Here is a 16253-nt window from a genome sequence, read left to right as displayed (position 1 = left end):
GCAGATGACCGGGAACCAGGCGAGCGCGGGACACCTGCTGCAGCTCATCCGGGAGGGTCGCGCGACCACGCGCGGGGCGCTGCAACGGGCCACCGGGCTCTCCCGGTCCACCGTCGGGCACCGGCTCGACCAGCTCTTCGCGGCGGGCTGGCTGCGGGAGGGCGAGGCTGCACCGGTCGAGGGTTCCGGTGGCGGACGGCCGTCCACACAACTGGAGTTCGACGCGGAGCACGCCGTCGTGCTCGCCGCCGATCTCGGCACGCACCTCACGAGCGCCGCCGTCGTCGACCTGGCGGGCACCGTACTGGCCGAGCGGTCCGGCGAGATGCTCATCACGGACGGTCCGGACCACGTACTCGACACGCTGGCGCAGTGGTTCGCCGGGCTGCTGAAGGAGACCGGCACATCGCACGGCCGGGTGTGCGGCATCGGACTGTCCGTGCCGGGCCCCGTCGACTGGGACTCGGGTCTGGTCGTCCAGCCGCCGATCATGCCGGGCTGGGACGGATTCCCGATCCGCGGCAGACTCCAGGAGGCATGGGTGCGGCACATCGCCGCCGACGGGCCTGCCGTGCCCGTACTCGTCGACAACGACGCCAACTTGATGGCCTACGCGGAGCAGCGCGACGGGCACCGGGACTGTGCCGCCTTCCTGTTGGTGAAGGTCTCCACCGGCATCGGCGCGGGCGTCGTCGCGGACGGCCGGCTCTACCGCGGGATCGACGGCGGCGCGGGCGACATCGGCCACATCCGCCTGCACGACTGCCCGGACGCGCTGTGCATGTGCGGCTCGTACGGCTGCCTGGCAGCCGTCGCCAGCGGACGGGCGCTGGCGGCACAGCTCTCCGACGCCGGCATCGCCACGACTTCCGCCTCGGGTGTCCGCGACCACCTCGCCGCCGGGCAGCCGGACGCGGTGCGGCTCGCGCGTGAGGCGGGACGCAAGGTGGGTGAAGTGCTCGTCACCGTGGTCACGTTGCTCAACCCGGGCGTTCTCATGATCGCCGGTGATCTGGCGGGGACGCCGTTCCTCACCGGCGTCCGTGAGCTGCTGTACCAGCGGGCCATGCCGCGCACGACCGCACACCTGAACGTCGTCACCTCACGGCTGGGGGAGCGGGCGGGGCTGCTGGGCGCCGCCGCGAGCGTCGTCGAGGAGCTCTACTCGCCGGAGCGGGCCGATGCCCGTCTCACAGACCCCGGCCGCTGACGCCACCGGGGGCGTTCGCCGTCCTGAGGGTGGTGCGGCGCCCGAACCGGCCTCACCCCATGTCCCGTACGGAAGGAGCGCTCGTGACCGAGCCTTGGACCGCCGACCCGGTACGGGTCGGTCTCGTCGGAGCCGGGCCCTGGGCCCGCACCATGCACGCCCGGATGCTCGCGGCCGGCCCGGAGACCGAGCTGGCCTGCGTGTGGGCGCGCAGGCCCGAGGCCGCGGCGGAGGTCGCCGCGCCGTACGGTGCCGCCACCGCGTCCTCCTTCGCCGAACTCCTCGAAACGTGTGAGGCGGTGGCCTTCGCCGTGCCGCCGTCGGTGCAGGCCGAGTTGGCGCCGTCCGCCGCGCGGGCGGGCCGGGCGCTGCTGCTGGAGAAGCCTCTCGGCCTCGACCTTGCCTCCGCCCGTGGGCTGGTGGACGCCGTGGCCGGGAGCGGTGTCGTCTCCCAGCTCGTACTGAGCAAGCGGTACCACCCGCGCACCCGTGAATTCCTGGCCCGAGCACGGCAGTTGAAGGTCGCCGGCGCCCGTTCCTGCTACATACACGGCGCCTTCCTCGACGGGGAGATGGCGACCGGCTGGCGCCTGGAGCACGGTGCGCTGCTCGATCTGGGCCCGCATCTGCTGGACCTGCTCGACCTCGCGGTCGGCCCCATCGCCTCCGTGCGCGCCGCCGGGGATTCGCGGCGGTGGATCGAGCTGACCTGTGAGCACGAGAACGGTGCTGTCAGCCAGGCGTCGTTGTCCGGCGCGGTGCGGCTCCCACGGGCGCGCACCCGGGTCGAGCTCTACTGCGAGGAGGAGGAACTGGTCTACGACACCGCCGAGTTCGACATGGACGAGGGCTGGGCCGTGCTGCGGCGCGAGTTCGCGGAGGCAGTACGCGACGGGCGTTCCCGGGACCTCGACGCGCGGCGCGGGCTGCGTCTCCAGGAGCTGCTGGAGCAGGCGCGGCGATCGGCCGCCTGAGCGAGGCCGGAAGTGACGGGCACCGGAGACGGGCCGGGCGACGAGGCCGACATGTCCGCATTGTGAGACGCGGATATTCCCTCGCAGGCGTGATTCTCGCCACCTTGATCAGGGGTGCGCTCAGATGAGCGCTCAACTGTGCGGTGCAGATCTCCAAGGAGCAGGACGCCACTTTGCCTGCTCTAGATTCATTGCCCGAAGGTCGACATGACGCAGGGTGACCTCCCGGCCGGGCGAGGTTGCGTCCCGGAGTCGTGAATTCGACTTGTGGAGTCGATCTTTACGGCCGTATGAGGCGACCGCCACCTTCGATCCTCTCCGTCCGAGTGGTTACGGCCCTTTGGCGTACCGCTGGACGTACGTCTGTGCCTTCGATCTGGGTACGCTCCCCGCCGTCAGGGCCAGCCGTCCACGAGGAGTCGAGTCGCGTGCCGGATCACGATGTAGCGCAGAAGTTCGTCTACGACTTCACAGAGGGCAACAAGGATCTCAAGGACCTCCTCGGTGGCAAGGGGGCCAATCTCGCCGAGATGACCAACCTCGGGCTCCCCGTCCCGCCCGGGTTCACGATCACCACCGAGGCGTGCAAGGTCTACCTCGACAGCGGCGAGGAGCCCGACGCGCTCCGCGACGAGGTCAGCGCTCATCTCGAGGCGCTGGAACGGAAGATGGGCAAGAAGCTCGGCCAGGCCGACGACCCGCTCCTGGTGTCCGTACGGTCCGGGGCGAAGTTCTCGATGCCCGGGATGATGGACACCGTCCTCAACATCGGCCTCTCCGACGACTCCGTGCACGGTCTGGCCGCGCAGTCCGGCGACGAGCGCTTCGCCTGGGACTCCTACCGCCGCCTCATCCAGATGTTCGGTGACACCGTCCTCGGCATGGACGGCGAGGTCTTCTCCGAGGCCATCGAGCAGGCCAAGAGCCTCAAGGGCGTGACCAGCGACATCGACCTGGACACGGCGGACATGCAGACCCTGGCCGAGAAGTTCAAGCACCTGGTGCTGAAGGAGACCGGGCGGGACTTCCCGCAGGACCCGCGCGAGCAGATGGACCTCGCCGTCACGGCGGTCTTCGACTCGTGGAACGGCCAGCGCGCCAAGCTCTACCGCCGTCAGGAGCGCATCCCTCAGGACCTGGGCACGGCCGTGAACGTCTGCTCGATGGTCTTCGGCAACCTCGGCCCGGACTCCGGCACCGGCGTCGCCTTCACCCGCGACCCCGCGACCGGTCAGCAGGGCGTCTACGGCGACTACCTGCAGAACGCCCAGGGCGAGGACGTCGTCGCCGGCATCCGCAACACGGTGCAGCTCGCCGAGCTGGAGTCGCTGGACAAGGCCTCCTACGACCAGCTGATGCAGATCATGGAAGCTCTGGAGACGCACTACAGGGACCTCTGCGACATCGAATTCACCATCGAGAGCGGCAAGTTGTGGATGCTGCAGACCCGCGTCGGCAAGCGCACCGCCGCCGCCGCCTTCCGCATCGCTACGCAGCTCGTCGACCAGGGCCTCATCGACGAGGCCGAGGCGCTGCAACGGGTCAACGGCAACCAGCTCGCGCAGCTGATGTTCCCCCGGTTCGACAGCAACGGCGGTGTCAGGGACGCCGACGAGATCGGCTGGGGCATCGCCGCCTCACCTGGGGCGGCCGTCGGCAAGGCGGTCTTCGACTCGTACACCGCGATCAAGTGGTCGCGGTCCGGTGAGAAGGTCATCCTCATCCGCCGCGAGACCAACCCCGACGACCTGGACGGCATGCTCGCGGCCGAAGGCATCCTCACCTCCCGCGGCGGCAAGACCTCGCACGCGGCCGTCGTCGCCCGCGGCATGGGCAAGACCTGCGTGTGCGGCGCCGAGGAGCTGGAGGTCGACACCAAGCGGCGCCGCCTGAAGACCCCCGGCGGGCTGATCATCGAGGAGGGCGACGTCGTCTCGATCGACGGCTCCACCGGCAAGGTCTACGCCGGTGAGGTGCCGGTCGTGCCGTCGCCCGTCGTCGAGTACTTCGAGGGCCGCATGCACGCCGGCGCCGACGACGCCGACGAGCTGGTCAAGGCGGTCCACCGGATCATGGCGTACGCGGACCGGGTGCGCCGCCTGCGAGTGCGGGCCAACGCCGACAACGCCGAGGACGGCGCACGCGCACGGCGCTTCGGAGCGCAGGGCATCGGCCTGTGCCGTACAGAGCACATGTTCCTCGGTGAGCGGCGCAGCCTCGTGGAGCGGCTCATCCTGGCGGAGTCCGAGGAGGAGCGGGAGGAGGCCCTGGAGGGTCTGCTGCCGCTCCAGCAGGGCGACTTCGTCGAGCTGCTGGAATCCATGGACGGGCTTCCGGTGACCGTGAGGCTGCTGGACCCGCCGCTGCACGAGTTCCTGCCGGACATCACCGAGCTGTCGGTGCGGGTGGCGCTCGCCGAGTCCCGCAAGGACGCCAACGAGAACGACCTGCGGCTGCTTCAGGCCGTGCACCGGCTGCACGAGCAGAACCCGATGCTGGGGCTGCGCGGTGTGCGGCTGGGGTTGGTCGTGCCAGGGCTGTTCACGATGCAGGTACGGGCCATCGCGGAGGCCGCGGCCGAGCGCAAGGCCGCCGGCGGCGACCCGCGTGCGGAGATCATGATCCCGCTGGTCGGCACCGTGCAGGAGCTGGAGATCGTCCGTGAGGAGGCGGAGACGGTCATCGCGGAGGTCGAGGAGCAGCGCGACGTCGAGCTGAACCTCACCCTCGGCACGATGATCGAGCTGCCGCGGGCGGCCCTGACGGCCGGCCAGATCGCGGAGTGCGCCGACTTCTTCTCTTTCGGCACCAACGACCTCACCCAGACCGTGTGGGCGTTCAGCCGTGACGACGTGGAGGCCAGCTTCTTCACGGCGTACCTGGAGAAGGGGATCTTCGGGGTCTCCCCGTTCGAGACGATCGACCGGGAAGGCGTGGGCGAGCTCGTACGCCTGGCCGTGGAGGCGGGCCGCGCCACACGCCCCGACCTCAAGCTCGGCGTGTGCGGCGAGCACGGCGGCGACCCCGACTCGGTGCACTTCTTCCACGATGTGGGGCTCGACTACGTCTCCTGCTCCCCGTTCCGCATCCCCGTCGCACGTCTGGAGGCGGGCAGGGCGGCTGCGGCCGGCTGATCCCGCGGGCTCAGGCCCCGGAAGCGCCCCGGTCCGGCTCCGGTCCGGGTCACGCGCCGGTTGCCGGGCCGGACTTCCTGGACCGCCTCGCGCCAGCGCACCCTCACCGGCGGCGGGGCGGGCCCGGGAAACCCGAGGGGGTGGCACCTGTGCGGAGGTGCCACCCCCTCCTTCGCGACCTCCGGGTGCGCCCACACGTCCGTGCGTCGCTCGGCCTGGGGCAGGGACCGCCGGAATTCCCCTGGTTCTCCCTCGTGGAGGACCTGCCCGCGGGTGCCGGTGACCGGTGCCCCGGTCAGGGCTCGGCGGGCTGCGCGGCCGCGGCCTCCTCCGCCGCGCCGTCGCTGCCGTCGCTGCGTTGCGGCTTCCGCATGCGCAGCAGCACCGCCGCCGCGGCGAGCAGCAGCGTGAACGCCCCGGTCCACAGGGCCAGATGGAGGCCGGTGACGAAGGCGTCGTCGATACCGCGTACGACGTCGGCGGGCACCCCCGACGTGCTGCCGAGTCCCGTGCCGCCCCCTGCCGTGACGGAGTGGGCCAGCGCGTCCGCGTCCGGCGCACCGGTGGCGGGGAGCTCCTCGCGGAGTGCGCCGGCGAACCGTGCGGAGAGGATCGCGCCCATCACCGCGACACCGGCCACACCGCCGACTTCGCGGAGCATGTTGAGCGTCGCGGAGGCGGCCCCCGCCCGTGCCTTGGGTGCCGCTTCCATCACCGCGACGGAGGTGGAGGCGACCGCCATGCCGAACCCCGTGCCCAGGAGCGGCATGAGCCAGCCGAACTCGGTGAACCGGGCCTGCGCCCCGTGCAGGGTGAATCCGGCGAGCCCGGCGGCGAGCAGGACCAGTCCGGCGGCCAGGACGGAGCGGTGGCCGAAGCGGGCGCAGAGACGTCCGGTCAGTACGGCCGTGACGGCGGTGAACACGGTGGCGGGCAGCATGGCCAGCCCGGCCTTGGTCGGGGACCAGTTCAGGACGTACTGCAGATAGAGCGTGACGAAGACGCTGAGTCCGAAGAAGCCGAAGCCCACGGCGGCTCCGGCCAGGACCGCGGTGCCGGTGGACCGGTCCGTCAGCAGCCGCAGGTCCAGCATCGGCGAGGCCACCCGGCGTTCGACGACCATGAAGACGGTCAGGGCGACGGCGGCGGTGCCGGCTCCGCACAGGACCGCCGGGTCGCTCCACCCCCGTACGGGTCCCTCGATCAGGGTCAGTACGAGGGCGCCCAGCCCGAGCACGGCCGTGAACTGCCCGGCAGGGTCGGGCCGCGCGCCCGAGCGGGGAACCTCCGGCAGGACACGCGCGGCGACCATCAGCCCGGCGGCCCCGACTGGGACGTTGATCCAGAACGCGCTCGACCAGCCGAAGTGATCCACCAACGGGCCGCCCAGAGCCGGTCCCAGGACGAGGCCCGCACCCGAGACGCCGCTGTTGACGCCTATCGCCCGTGCCCTCTCGCCGGGATCGGTGAAGACGTGCCGCAGTATCGAGAGCGTGCCCGGGGTGAGCGCCGCGGCGCCCACTCCCTGCACAGCGCGCCCGGCCACCAGGACGCCGACGCCTTCGGCCAGGGCGCAGACGGCCGAGCCGGCGGTGAACAGCGCGAGCCCGGCGAGGTAGACGCGACGCCGGCCCCAGCGGTCGCCAAGAGTTCCACCGGTGAGCAGCAGCGCCGCGAAGACGACGCTGTACGCCTCGACGACCCACTGCAGACCGGCCGTTCCGGTTCCGAGGTCGGCCCCGATGCCGGGCAGGGCCGTGGTCACCACGAGGTTGTCGAGCATCGCCATGAACAGGCCCGTGCACAGGGTCATCAGCACGGCCCGCTTGCGGGCCCTCGAATACGGCATGACAGAACCCTCGTGCAGCACCCGGCCGCGCGTCCACGCCGGTGCGCTCCCGCGGCGCTGCTCTCTGCCGCCGCGAGCGCGCCGCTAGAGCTCCGAGCCGATGCGCTCGGCGGTCTGCCGCAGCAGCGGGGCGAGTTCGGCGGCGCGCGCGAGGTCGAGGCGGATGCTCGGGGCGGCGACGGTCACCGCCGCCACACATGTGCCGAACCGGTCCCGTACCGGGACGCCGACACCGTGCACGCCCATGACGCTCTCGTCGACGTTGAGGGCGTAGCCGCGTGCGCGCGTCACGGCGAGTTCGGCGACGAGGGCGTCGACGTCGGGCAGCGTCGAGGCGGTAAGCGCCGCCAGTCCGCGCCGGTAGCGGGTGCGCGCCGCCTCGGGGGAGAGCTCGGAGAGCAGCGCCTTGCCTCCGGCCGTGCCGTACGCGGGCACGCGGTCGCCCGTACGCGTGCCCACGCGGAGCGGGTGCGGGCCCTCGACGCCGTCGGCGAAGCGCGAGTCGGGACCGTCGAGGACGAGGAGGTTGGTCGTCTCGCCCGCCTCGTCCCGGAGCCGGGCGAGATGGCTGTGGGCGACCTGCACCAGCGTCGGCTCGTCGACCGGTCCGCGGGTCAGCCCCAGCAGCACGGGGCCGAGGCGGTAGCGGCGGCCGCCGGGCTCCTGTTCGACGAATCCGTGGCCGCGCAGCGTCGTCAGCAGCCGGTGCGCGGTGGAACGGGCCACGCCCAGGTGGTCGCTGATGTCCGTGACGCGGGCGCACTGGTGTCCGCGCAGATAGACCAGGGTGCGCAGTGCGTTGTCGACCGAGCTGGCGGCGTAGACGTCCGCCTGCCGATCGTGTTTCTCCCCCTGTTTTTTCGGCATAGCAGAAAAGCTACCGCAACCCGTTCCGCCTACCACTCCGTGAGCCTAGTTTGACCGGCGGCCCGCGCGCGCCCTTCGGACGCCGCCCGGCGTCCGGCACTGCAACAACCGCTACGGAGACCCCATGAAGGCTGTACCGGGAGACCCTTCCTCAGTTGAGCCACGTACGGACACCACCGCGGAGGGCCGCGGCTGGCGCTCCTGGCACACCCTGTGGGTGCTGCTGCTCCTGGGCTGGACGGTCAGCGCCGCCGACAGAGCGGTCACCGGTCCCGTCGTCACATGGATGATCGACAACAAGGTCGGATTCCTGGCAGAGGCTCCGCATCCGCACGCCCTCGGCGGCCTGGTGGGCGGGTTGTTCTTCGCCGGCTACATGCTGACCCAGTTCCCCGGCGGCTACCTCGGGGACCGCTACGGGCACCGCACCCTCATCGTGGTCAGCCTGCTGTGGGCGGGTGTTGCCACGATCCTGACGGGCTTCATCGGCGGCCTCGTCGCGTTCATCGTCGTACGCGTGGTCACGGGCCTCGGCGAGGGCGCGTTCTACTCCAACGACCGCAGCCTGATCAGCGCCACGACACCCGAACGGGACCGCAGCCTCGGTATGGGCGTGGTCATCACGGGTCTCTCACTCGGCATCACCATCGCGATCGTCTTCACGCCCGAACTCGTCGAGTTCGGCAAGCTCTTCCTCGACCACGTCGAGGCGTGGCGGATGGTCTTCTGGGTGCTGGGGGTCGCGACCGTGGTGGTCGGCGTCATCGTCGCCTTCTGGTTCCGCGCGCATCTGACGATCTCGGGGCTGAGCCGCGCGACGCTCCATCTGAGCGCCTACTCCGCCGTCTCGCTCGCCTTGATCATGGGGGTGTACTGGCTCGGCACGAGTGCCGGTCTCAATGAGCTGTGGGTCGCCCTGCTCGAAGTCGCCCTGGCCCTGGGCCTGGTGCTCTTCGTACTGGTCCGCAAGGGCACGGAGATCGGTCCCGTGATCAAGAACCGGGATCTGATGCTGATCTACATCGTCTACATCGCGATCCTGTGGAACCTGTGGTTCTTCAGCTTCTGGTCGGTGTCCATCGTGGCCGGCGCGGCGAAGTCGTCGTTCATGGCCGCCGCGCTCACCGCGGGATTCAACGCGGGGGCCGGCATCCTCGGCTTCCCGGCCGGCGGCTGGCTCTCGGACTACGGGCTGCGCCGCGGCTGGGGACGCAAGCCGATGATGCTGACGTTCACCGGGATCCAGGCAGTGCTGACGCTCGCGTTCGCCTGGTACCTGAGCGCCGCCGCCAAGCCGTCCCTGTGGGTCATGGGCCTCCTGCTGTTCACAGCGAGCCTCTTCTTCAACGCCCTGCAGCCCGTCGGCCACGCCCTGACCGCCGACCTCGCCCCGGAGTCCCTGCGGGGTTCGGCCTTCGGCATGCAGAACCTGATCGGCGAGATCGGCGCCGTCCTCTCGCCGGCGATCAGCGGCGTTCTCCGTGACAGCACGGGCGGCTGGGAGGCCGCCGTGTGGCTCGACGCGATCATCGTCGTCGCGGGCTTCTTCGTGCTCTCGCAGGTCCGCAGCCGGAAGCAGCCCGCGGCGGCCTAGGGCGTGTCCGCCGGCCCAGGCCCCGCGGTCCAGACGGGACTTCGCGGACACGCCCTCGGAGCGGCGGCAGCCGTCCGTACACACGCCAGTACGAGGGGCCGGCACTCCGGCCGGCCCCGCACGTCACCGCAACAGGAGCTCCACTTTCATGCCCACCGTCCGCGAGGCGGCGCTCGACGTGATGCGCCGGCACGACCTGACCACCGTGTTCGCCAACCCCGGCTCGACGGAGGTGCCCTTCCTCGTCGGCCTCCCCGACGACATCCGCTTCGTGCTCGCGCTGCACGAAGGCTCCGTCATCGGCGCCGCCACCGGCTACGCCATCGCGCGTGAGGCGCCCGCGCTCGCGCTGCTGCACACCACCGCCGGCCTCGGGAACGCGGCGGGCGCACTGTCCACGGCACGGGTCAACCGCGCGCCGCTGGTCGTGGTCGTCGGCCAGCAGGACCGCCGCCACCTCGTCCAGGAGCCCTTTCTCGCGGGGCGCCTGGAACAGCTCGCCGGTGACTATCCCGTACGGACGGAGACGCCTCCGCGCGCGCAGGACGTGCCGGGCGCGATCGCGCGGGCCGCGCATGCCGCCCGAACGCTGCGCGGTCCTGCCCTGGTCATCGTCCCGATGGACGACTGGGCCCAGCCGGCGGAGGAACTGCCGCTCCCCGCGCCCGCGCACCTGCGGCTTCCGGCCGCCGCCGACACCGGCGACGTGCGGGAGGTTGCCGCGCTGCTGGACGCGGCGAGCACACCCGCGCTGGTCGTCGGTGCCGGCGCCGACCACCCCGTGACCTGGGAGGCCCTGACGCTCCTCGCCGAGCGGCTCGGCTGCCCTGTGTGGCAGGAGTCCTTCGGTGCCCGCGCCGGATTCCCGCAGGACCATCCGCTCTTCGCGGGACATCTGCCGGCCGACCGTACGCGGCTGCGGGAGGTCCTCAGCGCACACGACCTGGTGCTGAGCGTGGGGGCGCCCGTCTTCCGCCAGTACCCGTACGAGGAGGGCCCGTTGGTGCGGCCGGGCACGCGCCTCGCCGTCGTCACGGACGACCCGGCCGAGGCACAACGGGCCCCGGTCGCACTCGCCGTGGTGGCCGCGCTGCCCGAGTTCTGCACGGCGCTCGCCGAGTCCGCCGGCAAGGGGGAAGGCGGTGTCGTACGGGCGCCGGACACCGTGCGGCCCGTCGCCGAGAGGCCCGTGCCGCCCCCGCCGCCCGCGGAGGGGGAGCCGCTGCGCGCCGCACACGTACTGGCGGAGCTCGCGCGGCGACTGCCGGAGGAGACGGTGCTCGTGGAGGAGACCCCCTCCAGCCGCCCCGATCTGCACGCGCTCGTGCCGGCGCGGCGGCCTCTCGGGTTCCTGAGCGCCGCGATGGGCGCGCTCGGGTTCGCGCTGCCGGCGGCCATCGGCGTGCGGATGGGAGCGCCGGAGCGTCCGGTGGTGGCGGTCGTCGGCGACGGGTCGTCCCTCTACCAGATACAGGCGCTGTGGACCGCCGTGCGCTACAGGGTCGGCGTCGTCTTCGTCGTCCTCGCCAACGGGCGCTACGCGATCATGGACCGGCTCGCGGACAAGCACGAAAACACCGCACCCTGGCCCGACTTCGAGGAAGTCAGCGTCTCCGGCATGGCGAAGGCCCTGGGCTGCTCGGCGCGCCGTGTCACCGGACACGCCGAACTTCTGGCCGAATTGGATGCGCTGCTTCCCGAACTCCCCGACAGCACACGGCCGCTGGTTCTCGAAGTTGCCGTGCGCGCCGAGGAGACCTTCCAGCCCTGAAAAGGCCGCGGCAAAATCCGTTCCGTCGCCCGTGACAAGGAGGAACAGGGAAAGCCGATGGCGGCTCGCTCCCCGGAGGAAATCCGGTGAACGAGCCGCCATCGGCGTGGCGATGCGGTGGACCGCCGATTCGCCGAATCACTGATCCGCAGACGACTCGGAGAATCGCAGGAATGCTGAATCGCACCGCACATGTGTTGAGTTGTCGCCGGCCTTGTCGCCGATCCGGTCGCCGACCCGCGATATCGGATCCGGCGGACCGCTCGGTCAGTACGGTCCGTTGACGTTGTCGATCGAGCCGTACCTGGCGGCCGCGTAATTGCATGCGGCCACGATGTTCGCGACGGGGTCGGTCATGTTGTTGGCCGTTCCCTCGACGTGGTAGGAGTCGAAAGTCGGCTTGATGGTCTGCAGCAGACCCTTGGACGGGGTGCCGTTCTGGGCATTGATGTCCCAGTTGTTGACGGCGTTCGGGTTGCCGCCGGACTCCCGCATGATGTTGCGCTTGATGCCGTTGTAAGTGCCGGGAATGTTCTTGGACTTCATGATGTCCAGAGACTCGCGGATCCAGCCGTCGAGGTTGTTCCCGTACTTCGAGCCGGACGAGTGCGTGGCGCCGGCCTGCGGTGCCTTGTCGCGCTGCGGCTGCGAGCGCGAGGCCCGCGCCTCGCCGTCGAGGCTGAGCTTCTGACCCGGGCGGATCAGGTCGGGGTCGGAGCCGACGGTCTTCCGGTTGGCCTTGTACAGCCCCTGCCAGCCGCCCTTGGTGTCGTGCTCGCGGGCGATCGCGCTGAGAGTGTCCCCGGTCTCGACGGTGTACTTCTCGTCGCTCCTCGGGCTGTCCTTCTTCTCGGCCTTCTTGGGCTTGGTCTTCTCGGCCTTCTTGTCGGCGTCGCCGGTGGCGGCCTTCGCCTGCTTGCCGGAGTCGCCCGACAGGTCCGGAGCGGCGCTGTCCGCGCTCAGGCCGGCCTTGGCGCCGCAGGACGGCCAAGCCCCGGGGCCCTGGCTGTCGAGCACCTTCTCGGCGACCTTGATCTGCTCTTCCTTGGTGGCCTGGTCGGCGCTCTGGGCGTATTCCGTGCCGCCGTTGGCGGCCCATGTGCTCTGGCTGAACTGAAGGCCGCCGTAGTAGCCGTTGCCGGAATTTATGGACCAGTCGCCCGTGGACTCGCACTGGGCGACCTTGTCCCAGGTGTCCACGGAGGCGGCGTTCGCGGTGCCCGAGCCGATGAAGGGCAGGGCGATGCCCGCACCGCCCGCCGTAATGGCGAGGGAAGTGCGCGACACTCCGCGCGGGATACGGCGATTGGACTGACGACGGTGTCGACCGCGTCCGGACATAGGGCTGTTCCTCTCCTGCGCCTGCGAGGTGAGCTGTCGGATTCGGGCTGGAGCAGCCCGGCCGCAGCGAATGCGAGGGGGCATTCGCGTGCGGCTTCACCCCAAGCCGTGCGTTTCCAAGGGGGCGAAACGCGCGGCACTTACCTGGGTCCCCCGCTCCTGCCGGGCTGGGATTGCGTGATTTCCGCGGGCCGGTGGCAGGATTCGGCGTTCCGGCAGCGGACCACCGCACGGGAGACGCGGTGGGCTTGCACGTTAATCAGAAGGAATTCGTCACCACAAGAAAGGCGCAGAATCCACCGAAGATGAAGATCGCGGAAATTGGCATGTACGGGTTAAGGCATGCCGTTCCATTCGCCTTACGGGGCAAGGGAATTGAACGGACCGGGATGAGCGCGAAGTCGCCGATGTGACGCTGGTCACAACATTTCTGTGGCGCGAATCACGCTTTCCGCCCGATTTACGGACCGGCGTGTGCGGGGGCTTCGGGTCCGGACGCATCCACGCGGTGATAGCGGCGCTCCGGACGCCCGGTGGTCCCGTACCGCAGGGTGACCCGGGCGGTCCCGACGGAGACGAAGTGCTCCAGATACCGGCGGGCGCTCACACGGGACAGGCCGATGCGTCCGGCGCACTCGGAAGCGGAAATACCCGCGGGACCGGTCTCGGCCTCGAGCGTGGCACGCACCAGTCCGGCCGTCTGCTCGGTGAGGCCCTTGGGCAGCCGCGTACGGCCGGAGGGCCCGTCCGCCGTCACATGCGGGCGGTGCGCTCCGGACTCCTCGGTGCCGCTGCCGCCCGGGAAGCCAGGAGCGCCAGGGTCGCAGCCGGGGGCGGACGTGTCGCCGAACAGCCGGTCCACATCCCGCTGTTCCGGTGCCTGGAGAGCCGCAAGGGCCTCGCGTCGTTCCGCGAACCGGAGCAGCCGCTCCTTCAGCAGCTGCCCCTCGAAGGGCTTGATGACGTACTGCACGGCACCGCCGCGCTGCGCGCCCCGCACGGTCTCCGCGTCGCGGGCGGCGGTGACCACCAGCACGTCCGGGCCTTCCTCCGGCCCGCCGGTGCCGCGCAGCTCCCGCAGGACCTCCAGGCCGGGCAGGTCGGGAAGGTACATATCCAGCAGCACGAGGTCCGGGCGCAGCTCGCGTACGGCTGCCAGGGCGTCCTTGCCGCTGTGCACGGCTCCCGCCACGGTGAAGCCCGGCACCTGCTCGACGAGGGTGCTGTGCAGGCGGGCAACCATGAAGTCGTCGTCGACGACGAGTACGCGGATCACGGCTGCCTCCTCCCGCCGCGCCGGGCGGGCGGCTCTGGCGTGAACGGACGTAAGGGAAGTACGGGACACATGGGATGTGCGGGGTGGCGGGCCGGTGCGCGGGCGGCGGTCCCTCCCGGTGGCACCGCACGGACGCAGGAAACCATGCCCGATGCCGAGGTCCCGCACAAAGGCCCCGTACCGAGCCGCACGGCGGCGGCACGGGGACAGCACGTCGGCCGGGGCGGGGATGAGACGGCACCCCGCCCCGGCCGGCCGCCGGAGGAGCCCGCGTCAGGATCGCCCGGCACCGCCCCCGCTCACCGTCCCGGGGTCACGTCACTGGGTAGGTGACGTCCGTCAGCCGTTCCGAGACCGCCCAGAGCTGCGCCCCCGCGATGTCGTTGCGCGTCCACGGGGCCCGCCAGGCCGGACCGGGGCCGCCTCGCACGCCGAGGATGCGCGGACCGTAGAAGGAGTCGCCGTGCACGTACGGTGCGGTCGCCGCATACAGGACCGGCGCCGCACCCTGGTCGGCCGAGGCGCCGACCGCGTCGGTGAACAGCCGCGTCACCCGCTCGCGCCCCGCCTTGCCCGCCAGTCGCGGGCCCTTGGCCTGCAGTTCGGTCCGCGCATAGCCGGGGTGGGCGGCCGTGACGGTCAGATCGAGGCCATGACGGTCGGCACGGTGCGCCAGCTCCCGGACGAAGAGCAGGTTGGCAGTCTTCGAGGCGCCGTAGGCGACCATCGGGCGGTAGTGGCGTTCGCTGCCGAGGTCGTTCATGTCGATGTTGGACAGGAAGTGGGCCATGCTGGCGACCGTCACCACCCGGGCGCCGGGCGCAGCGAGGAGCCGCTCCAGCAGCAGCCCGGTGAGGGCGAAGTGGCCGAGGTGGTTCACGCCGAACTGCGTCTCGAAGCCGTCGACTGTGCGTCCGTAGGGAACCGCCATCAGGCCCCCGTTGTTGACCAGCAGATCGAGCCGGCGGTAGGGCAGCGTCCTGGCGAACTCCCTTACGGACGCCAGGTCCGCCAGGTCCATCAGACGCAACTCCGCGCGGGCCTCGGGCACTTGGGAGAGCAGCCGGTCCAGCGCGGCGGCGCCGCGCTGCTCGCTGCGGCACGCCAGCACCACCCGGGCGCCGCGCCGCGCCAGTTCGCGCGCAGTCACGTAGCCGATGCCGCTGTTGGCGCCCGTCACCACTGCGGTACGCCCGCTCTGGTCGGGGATGCTGCGCGCTGTCCAGCTCATGCGACTCAGCGTATGGCGGTCGGACGGACCGCGCGAGGGAGCCGCAGAGGGGTTGCGAGACTCAGGGGGTCGCCGCCGGCCACCCGCGCCCGGCTCACCGGCGGTCCGCCTGGCCGGGCACGCCTTCGTGGTGGACGAGCAGGGCCGAGGTGACCGGGTCGGGACACTCGGCGTTCGCCAGATGCGCGGCCCCGGCGACCTCCACCAGGGCGGCGCCCGGGATGCCGTCGGTGATCTCACGGGAGTGCGCGGGCGGCGTGGCCGGGTCGAGGCGCCCGGCGACGGCGAGGGTCGGCACCGTCACCTCGGCGAGCCGGTCCCGCAGGTCGAACGACGCGAGGGCGTCGCAGCAGGCCGCGTACCCCGCGGCTTCCGTCCAGCGCAGATCCTCGATCATCGCCGAACCGTGCGGCGTGCTCCCGTACTCGGGGGAGAACCACACGCCGGGGCGGGACGCGATCATGGACTCGGTGCCGTTCGCACGTACGGCCGCGGCACGCTCACGCCAGACGGAGGGCTCCCCGAAGCGGGCCGAGGAGCACACCATGGAGAGCGTCGTGAGGCGCTCGGGGTGGTGCACCGCGAGGTACAGGCCGACTGCGCCGCCCAGAGACACCCCGGCGTAGGCGAACCGCTCCCAGCCCCGGGCGTCGGCCGCACGGAGCACGAGTTCGGCCAGGTGCCCCACGGTGGCGCTGCCGTCGGTGGGGATCAGTTCGCTGGAGGAGCCCGCCATCGGTTCGGCCGGTGAGGCCCCGTGCCCCGGAAGGTCCCAGCGCAGCACGTGGTGGGTGCGGATCAACGCGGGAAGCTGCGGCTCCCACACGGCCAGCGATGTGCCCAGGGACGGCCCGAGGATCATCGGTCTTCCGTCGGCCGGCCCGTCGACCCGGTGGTACGGGAGCGGCTCGGTACCCGGCCCGCCGAGAGCGGTCACGGTGATGTCCCCGGGGCTGCTCGACCTGCGGGGCGTATCGCTTCCGCTGTCGCCGGGCGAGGCGGGGGG

The 16253-nt window shown here is 71.3% G+C and carries 11 protein-coding genes and 1 riboswitch; of the genes, 5 read left to right on the top strand and 6 right to left on the bottom strand.

Annotation, left to right across the window (positions count from 1 at the left end; genetic code table 11):
- Positions 1-4 precede the first annotated feature (4 nt).
- The 3 genes from I004_RS0107955 (at position 5) to ppdK (ending at position 5318) form a co-directional block, all read left to right on the top strand.
- A complete protein-coding gene (locus I004_RS0107955; RefSeq protein ID WP_028435037.1) occupies positions 5-1210 on the top strand; it encodes an ROK family transcriptional regulator in 1206 nt (401 codons plus the stop codon).
- Positions 1211-1293: 83 nt separating this feature from the next.
- Complete coding sequence (locus I004_RS0107950) at positions 1294-2184, top strand: Gfo/Idh/MocA family oxidoreductase (RefSeq protein ID WP_028435036.1); 891 nt, start codon at positions 1294-1296, stop codon at positions 2182-2184.
- 428 nt (positions 2185-2612) lie between these two features.
- Positions 2613-5318, top strand: a complete 2706-nt coding sequence (gene ppdK / locus I004_RS0107945; RefSeq protein ID WP_028435035.1) for a pyruvate, phosphate dikinase — start codon at positions 2613-2615, stop codon at positions 5316-5318.
- Positions 5319-5613: 295 nt separating this feature from the next.
- On the opposite strand, the gene I004_RS32870 is transcribed toward ppdK, so the two are convergent.
- Together I004_RS32870 and I004_RS0107935 are read right to left on the bottom strand one after the other, a co-directional pair.
- Positions 5614-7167, bottom strand: coding sequence for an MFS transporter (locus tag I004_RS32870; protein WP_078510964.1), 1554 nt, complete (start codon positions 7165-7167; stop codon positions 5614-5616).
- Between the two features lie 84 nt (positions 7168-7251).
- On the bottom strand, positions 7252-8034 hold the full coding sequence (locus I004_RS0107935) for an IclR family transcriptional regulator (RefSeq protein ID WP_028435034.1): 783 nt from the start codon (positions 8032-8034) through the stop codon (positions 7252-7254).
- A 124-nt stretch (positions 8035-8158) separates the two neighbouring features.
- On the opposite strand from I004_RS0107935, the gene I004_RS0107930 reads away from it, so the two are divergent.
- Both I004_RS0107930 and I004_RS0107925 read left to right on the top strand, forming a co-directional pair.
- A complete protein-coding gene (locus I004_RS0107930) occupies positions 8159-9628 on the top strand; it encodes an MFS transporter (RefSeq protein ID WP_028435033.1) in 1470 nt (489 codons plus the stop codon).
- A gap of 148 nt (positions 9629-9776) precedes the next feature.
- Positions 9777-11399 carry a thiamine pyrophosphate-dependent enzyme gene (locus tag I004_RS0107925; RefSeq protein ID WP_028435032.1) on the top strand — a complete coding sequence of 541 codons (1623 nt, stop codon included), beginning with the start codon at positions 9777-9779 and terminating at the stop codon, positions 11397-11399.
- A 267-nt stretch (positions 11400-11666) separates the two neighbouring features.
- Here I004_RS0107925 and I004_RS37465 read toward each other — a convergent pair whose 3' ends face one another.
- The 4 genes from I004_RS37465 to I004_RS32860 form a co-directional block, all read right to left on the bottom strand.
- Entirely contained in the window at positions 11667-12686 is a 1020-nt protein-coding gene (locus I004_RS37465) for a transglycosylase family protein (protein ID WP_051344831.1), read from the bottom strand.
- A gap of 59 nt (positions 12687-12745) precedes the next feature.
- A riboswitch (cyclic di-AMP (ydaO/yuaA leader) is annotated at positions 12746-12924 on the bottom strand.
- 276 nt (positions 12925-13200) lie between these two features.
- Positions 13201-14016, bottom strand: a complete 816-nt coding sequence (locus tag I004_RS0107915) for a response regulator (RefSeq protein ID WP_028435031.1) — start codon at positions 14014-14016, stop codon at positions 13201-13203.
- A 313-nt stretch (positions 14017-14329) separates the two neighbouring features.
- Positions 14330-15247 (bottom strand): oxidoreductase, encoded by a 918-nt coding sequence (locus tag I004_RS0107910; protein ID WP_028435030.1) that lies wholly within the window; start codon positions 15245-15247, stop codon positions 14330-14332.
- Between the two features lie 94 nt (positions 15248-15341).
- On the bottom strand, positions 15342-16184 hold the full coding sequence (locus I004_RS32860) for an alpha/beta fold hydrolase (RefSeq protein WP_051344830.1): 843 nt from the start codon (positions 16182-16184) through the stop codon (positions 15342-15344).
- Between the last annotated feature and the right edge of the window lie 69 nt (positions 16185-16253).

The sequence above is a fragment of the Streptomyces sp. TAA486 genome (genome assembly GCF_000426165.1).
The sequence above is the reverse complement of the archived record's forward strand: the minus strand, read 5'-3'. Positions and strand labels throughout refer to the sequence as shown.

Bases quoted from the DNA above. Each gene is read 5' to 3' on its own strand.
- I004_RS0107955 (WP_028435037.1), top strand. From the start codon at position 5: ATGACCGGGAACCAGGCGAGCGCGGGACACCTGCTGCAGCTCATCCGG.
- I004_RS32870 (WP_078510964.1), bottom strand. From the start codon at position 7,167: ATGCCGTATTCGAGGGCCCGCAAGCGGGCCGTGCTGATGACCCTGTGC.
- I004_RS0107935 (WP_028435034.1), bottom strand. From the start codon at position 8,034: ATGCCGAAAAAACAGGGGGAGAAACACGATCGGCAGGCGGACGTCTAC.
- I004_RS0107930 (WP_028435033.1), top strand. From the start codon at position 8,159: ATGAAGGCTGTACCGGGAGACCCTTCCTCAGTTGAGCCACGTACGGAC.
- I004_RS0107925 (WP_028435032.1), top strand. From the start codon at position 9,777: ATGCCCACCGTCCGCGAGGCGGCGCTCGACGTGATGCGCCGGCACGAC.
- I004_RS0107910 (WP_028435030.1), bottom strand. From the start codon at position 15,247: ATGAGCTGGACAGCGCGCAGCATCCCCGACCAGAGCGGGCGTACCGCA.